A 5,129-nucleotide genomic window follows, 5' to 3' on the forward strand; every position below is an offset into this window, starting at 1 on the left:
GCGATGAAGCGCAGGGTTACCTGATCGGCAGGCCGCAGCCGATTGAGCGGTTCGCGGAGCGGGTTGGTGCTGCCGAACGAGTTACGGACTGCTCCGTTCCGGACACAACCACCGCGCTTTCTCGCCTCGCCGTAGGCCGTGTAAGGCGCTGATGAGCTTCGTCGGACAGCCGCATAAGCTTTCCTGACGAAGCTGATCAAAGCCCCTAAGCGCAGGCTCCTCCGGATCGTAGGTCTCACCTTACTGGACGGGCATGGGCTCAAGATGGCGAGCGGCGGGGCGGCTGTCGAGATCCGGTACTTGACAGCTCGTTAACCAACCCTCGGCAGCATCCTGGCAACCTTTCTTGGAAGCGCGCGATGATCGGCCTGTCGTTTCGCCAGTCGGCCAAGCCTTCGATCCAACCGGATACTGGTAGCGCAGACCGTCTTCGGCGTGCTGAGGAGCAGCGACTCCTCACAGCCGTAGAGCGGTTGGCCGCGACCCAGGATCTGACCATCGCCGATCTGCCAGAGGGCCCGTTGCGGGAGGTGCTCTCGCGATTGCTCACACGGGGACGTCGAGAGCGGTATACCCACCTCGGCGCCCTTGCGAGCGTGGCTCACGAAGCCTCAGAGGCAGCCATCAACGTCGGATGGACCACCCACGACGTCGGCCAAGTCGCCGGCTCTGCCCAGACCATCGCCAGCGCCACCGAGGAGATGGTCGCCTCCATCGCTCAGGTCGCCGACACCTCCGAGGCTGCCGGCAGTTCGGCGGAGGCTGCCCGCACGGCCATGCTCGCCTGCCTGGGTGAATTACAACAGGTCCGACAGGCCATGCAGGCGATCGACGCGCGCACTGCGCAGATCGACGAGCGAATGAGCGTCCTACAGGGTGCCGTCGCGCAGATCGGCACCATGGCCGGCACCATCGCCGGCATCTCCGGCCAGACCAACCTCCTTGCCTTGAACGCAACGATCGAAGCTGCCCGCGCCGGAGCAGCTGGTAAGGGGTTCGCGATCGTCGCCGCTGAGGTGAAGGCGCTCTCAGCTCAGACCGCCAAGTCAACGGATGAGATCCGCACCTGGCTCGGGACGCTGCAAACCGAGATGAGCCAGATCGCGCATGCCGTGAGCGACAGCCGTGCTGCGGTGATCGCCGGTTCGGCGACTGTCGAAAAGCTCGGCGCCTGTGTCGAGGAGGCTGATGCCAGCATTCGGCAGACGAGCGATCTGAACCGCGCCCTGGCCGACACGCTCGGCCAACAGCGACTAGCCACTCAGGAGATCGCGCAGAACGTGCAGGGCATCGCCGAGAAGGCGACCAAGACCCGCGGCGAGATCGCGAGCATCACCGCGCGGCTCGTCGCAGCGGAGGCCACGGCACTGAAGGCGCTCGACGCAGCGGATGAGACTGCTCCGGCATATCAGCTCGTGCGGCTTCCGGGCGACGTCGGCGCGTGGAAGCGGCGGCTGGCAAATATCCTGCTGGGGCAGGCCGCACCGGATACGACCGCAGCTGCCATGCGGGACCAGTCGGCGCCCGAGCTTGCCGTGCAGTTGAAGGACACGGCGGTCGAACAGCGCCCGGCGTTCACGCGGTTCGTTCGAGCGGAACAGCTGGCCCTCACCGAAGCGGCGCAGATGATAGCGGCGTTGGCGAAGCGAGACTGGGAGACAGGCACGCCGGCATTCAGCGCTGCGTCCGAGGCGATGGCGGGCATGTTGGTCGCGGCGAGCGAGTTGACCGTCGCTCATCAGTAAGGTTGCGGATCGTAGGTCGGCTTGCTGCTTGAGCATACGCAAGGGATGCTCAGCGGCATGGTGGACGCAGAGGCACCGGGCGCTTTCGTTGAGAATGCCCGATGCCTATCGCCTCACGCGTGCTGCATATCAGCGGGGACCTTGCCGCCGTTCTCGGCGAGTTTCTGCACCACCTGCTTGTGTAGCCAGACGTTCACCGTGGCTGAGTTGTCTTTGTCGCCCGTGTAGTGCAGTTCGTCAGCGAGCTGCTTGCGAGCGGCAAGGCTTCTGTCGAGGTCGAGCAGCTTTAGGAGGTCTACGATCGACTGCTTGTAGTTTAGGTTCTCCCCCTTCTTGGCAGCCATGTCGCTCAAGACCTGACCGACGTCGACGCTGGCTGCCGAACCCGTAGAGGCACTGGTGGGCGAAGGCGTACCGTTCATTGACGGCGCAGCGGCGCCGCTTGAACCGCTGCCAGCACCACCCGCTCCCGTAGCAGCGGGTGCCACGGTCGGGGACTCCGACGCATGCGAAGTGGATGCTTGTGCGCTCGCGCCCCCACCGCCAAAAATCTTCGAGATTATTGATCCGAACAGGCTCATGACATCGTCCTCGACCACCGCGGGCTCAACCCGGAAGCCGCAGTAACCGAGGCGCGCGATGGAGCGTTCCGTTCCAGGTAAGATCGGCGGGGACTAATGTCTGCGCTGACCGGCTCTGCCAGCAGGATCACGGTAGGCTACAACAGGTACGGTTGCTGACGGCAGCGGCACGGTAGGAGCGGAGGTATCGCACCACACGCACTAAAGGTGTGGGCGGGACCGAACCCTCAGCCCAGTGTCATGCTTCGGTCGCGAGATCGGATGGATAGGGGACCTTAGCCATGGCCGTCCCATTCTCATCCAGGATGGCCACGTGCCAGTGGAACGGGTCTGTGGCCCCTGCGGTGCGCTCCCTGAGGATACGCTTCCAGATCTCTAAGGCTTCGATCTCTGCCGCCTCAAGGTTGGGCAGGTCGACCCCATCGTCGTCGCGCGTCACGTCCTCACCATCGTGCAGGACGTCGAAAAAGTAGCGTGGCATCCGCCCTCCTGCGATGCTGAACCTATCTGCCTGCGCTGCACAACGCTGGCGTGTGTATTCAAGGTTCATCAAGCCCAAGCGTTGCGGCGCCCGACGTCGGCCCGAATTGGGCGCACACGGCAAGGCACAAGCCCTGATCACCCAGATCTGAATTGCCCGCTGTCCGGAAGCTCGTGCCAGCCGCTGATACGGAGTAACGGGGGAGTACGGGGGTCAGGTGTCAGCCGCTGATCGAGAACGGCGTTACCTCGCCGCTCGCGTGGCTTGATCAGCTCACCAAGCGCAGGGCCGTCTTGCTCGGTTCGGCGGCACGAACTTGGTTCCGGCCTGCGTTCTTGGCAGCATACAGCGCCGCATCCGCCTCAGCGACGAGCGCTGACGCGTTGTGCGCCAAGACCTCAGGAACGCTGGCCACGCCACAGCTCATTGTCAGCACCATGTGCGGGTTTAACTCGTGCGGCATCTCCCAATTCGCGACTGCCGCACGGATGCGTTCGGCGACGATCTTGGCGCCCGTCGTATCGGTCTCCGGTAGGATCACCGCGAACTCCTCGCCGCCGATGCGACAGACCGTGTCACTTGCGCGGTTGGCGGCCGCCCGGATCGAGCCGGCGATCAGTCGGAGCGCCTCGTCGCCACGCTGATGGCCGTAGGTGTCGTTAAAGCCCTTGAAGCAGTCGGCGTCGACCAGGATCAACGACAGCGGCCGTCCGCCCCGCGTAGCGCGGTCCCATTCCTGCTTGAGTGCTTCGTCGAAGCGCCGCCGGTTGCCGAGACCGGTCAGCGCGTCGGTGGTCGCCTGCGCCGCAAGGTGAGCATTGGCCGCGAGCAGCTTGGCCTCGGCCTGCTCGCGTCGACTCAGCTCGCGGCGCAGCAGCCAAGTCAGGCCAGCCGTGACACCGCACAGACTGAGCAGCACCATCCCCAGGCTCAGCGCCTGCCGTTGCCATTCGGCGTAGATGGCGAACGGTGCAACCGCGATGCTCAGGGTGAGCGGTTCCATTCCGAGGCGCGCGAAGGTGAACCGGCGTTCGCCGTCCCCGAGCATCGCCGGTCCGACGAAGCTGCCGTCCCGCATCGCGATCATACGGCGGTAGCTCGGGGTATCGGCCACGCTCGCGCCGATGGTGCTCTGATCGAAGGGCTCGCGCATCAGGATGATGCCCGCGGGTCCGTAGAGCGTCACGGTTCCGGCATGCTCGGCATCGACCGAAGCGAACAGGCTGCGCAGGTAATCGATCTTGATGCCGCCGACCACGACACCGGCAAACGAGCCGTCTGGGTTCGACAGGCGGCGGGAGAGCATGATCATCCGCTCGCCACTCACCCGCGAGATGGTGGGCGGACTGATGTGCAGGCTGTCGTCATCTGAATGGGCAACGAAGTGACGGAAGTACTCGGTCTCGGACCGGTCCAGACCCTTTGGGACCAAGTGATCCGAGCCGGAGACGATGATGCCGTTCGCATCGAGGAGCAGGAGGAACGCGAACCCAGGTGCGGATGCGGCGCGGTCGAACAGGATCATTTGGCGCAATTCAGGTGTCGCTTCGGCGACGCCGGGACGTCCGATGTTTTCGACGACCGCCTGCAGCGACAGGTCATAGAGTTCGACGTTGCGGGCGATATCGCGGCCGAGCACCTGCACAAGGCTGTTGGCATTCACCACGCTGCGACGCTCTGCGTCCGTGCGCATCTGCCAGAGCAGGAGCGCAGCCACGCCGATCAGGCTGGCCACCGTCAGAAAATTGCCGAGAACGAGCCATCGGGTCAGGGACGACCCGAGCCACGAGCGATCACGGTGCCCGGGCGGGCTGGTCTCAGCGTGCACCACCTCAGACCTGCGCGGCATAAAACCCTGAGGCAATAAGGCACGGACTGATTGCTAATGCCTTAGCGAGACTGGGACAATTTGCAGGCGTGTGGACGACCGGACAGCCGGTTCAACCTGAGACCTAAATCGATGCAGCTTCGCGTGTTGGCAGGATCAGATGATGCTGTAACAATCGCGTGATTACACGAGGATTGGACAAGGTTGAGCGGATTTCATGGCCGAGGTTGGAGCGCAGCGGCAGATCGTGCTGCACAACCTCGCCACGCACGCTGCGCAAGCTCGGGCCCGGCTGCGTCTCTCACTGCCCGACGCGGCCCGCTTGGCTGATCTCACGCTCGAGGGTCTAGCGGACCTTGAGAACGGTCGCAACAGCACGTTATCGCTCGCCGCACTCACGCGCTTGGCGCTGTTCCTCGGTCTGACCGAGTCGGGCGTACCACGGCCTCTGCCGCCTGGGATGGAGTAGCCACCTGCCTCGATGCGAGTGCGCC

Annotated in this window: 5 protein-coding genes; 2 read left to right on the forward strand and 3 right to left on the reverse strand. The window is 64.4% G+C overall.

Going from position 1 to position 5,129, the window contains the following annotated elements; genetic code table 11:
- The first annotated feature begins 359 nt into the window (after window positions 1-359).
- Window positions 360-1,745 carry a methyl-accepting chemotaxis protein gene (locus MKL01_RS06605; RefSeq protein WP_243904420.1) on the forward strand — a complete coding sequence of 462 codons (1,386 nt, stop codon included), beginning with the start codon at window positions 360-362 and terminating at the stop codon, window positions 1,743-1,745.
- A 113-nt stretch (window positions 1,746-1,858) separates the two neighbouring features.
- Here the strand turns inward: MKL01_RS06605 and MKL01_RS06610 are convergent, their stop codons facing one another.
- The 3 genes from MKL01_RS06610 to MKL01_RS06620 form a co-directional block, all read right to left on the reverse strand.
- Complete coding sequence (locus MKL01_RS06610; protein WP_243904421.1) at window positions 1,859-2,326, reverse strand: DUF3597 domain-containing protein; 468 nt, start codon at window positions 2,324-2,326, stop codon at window positions 1,859-1,861.
- Between the two features lie 238 nt (window positions 2,327-2,564).
- Window positions 2,565-2,807: a DUF6894 family protein gene (locus MKL01_RS06615; RefSeq protein ID WP_243904422.1), complete on the reverse strand. Its 243-nt coding sequence runs from the start codon at window positions 2,805-2,807 to the stop codon at window positions 2,565-2,567.
- 268 nt (window positions 2,808-3,075) lie between these two features.
- A complete protein-coding gene (locus MKL01_RS06620) occupies window positions 3,076-4,542 on the reverse strand; it encodes a diguanylate cyclase (RefSeq protein WP_243904423.1) in 1,467 nt (488 codons plus the stop codon).
- 310 nt (window positions 4,543-4,852) lie between these two features.
- Here MKL01_RS06620 and MKL01_RS06625 point away from each other — a divergent pair, with 310 nt between their 5' ends.
- Complete coding sequence (locus tag MKL01_RS06625; RefSeq protein WP_243904424.1) at window positions 4,853-5,104, forward strand: helix-turn-helix domain-containing protein; 252 nt, start codon at window positions 4,853-4,855, stop codon at window positions 5,102-5,104.
- Window positions 5,105-5,129 lie beyond the last annotated feature (25 nt).

The organism is Methylobacterium sp. J-070 (genome assembly GCF_022829385.1).
In the GTDB taxonomy this organism is placed as follows: Bacteria; Pseudomonadota; Alphaproteobacteria; order Rhizobiales; family Beijerinckiaceae; genus Methylobacterium.

What these genes read in the sequence shown, in the direction of transcription:
- MKL01_RS06605 (WP_243904420.1), top strand. Translation starts at nt 360, where the DNA reads ATGATCGGCCTGTCGTTTCGCCAGTCGGCCAAGCCTTCGATCCAACCG.
- MKL01_RS06610 (WP_243904421.1), bottom strand. Translation starts at nt 2,326, where the DNA reads ATGAGCCTGTTCGGATCAATAATCTCGAAGATTTTTGGCGGTGGGGGC.
- MKL01_RS06615 (WP_243904422.1), bottom strand. Translation starts at nt 2,807, where the DNA reads ATGCCACGCTACTTTTTCGACGTCCTGCACGATGGTGAGGACGTGACG.
- MKL01_RS06625 (WP_243904424.1), top strand. Translation starts at nt 4,853, where the DNA reads ATGGCCGAGGTTGGAGCGCAGCGGCAGATCGTGCTGCACAACCTCGCC.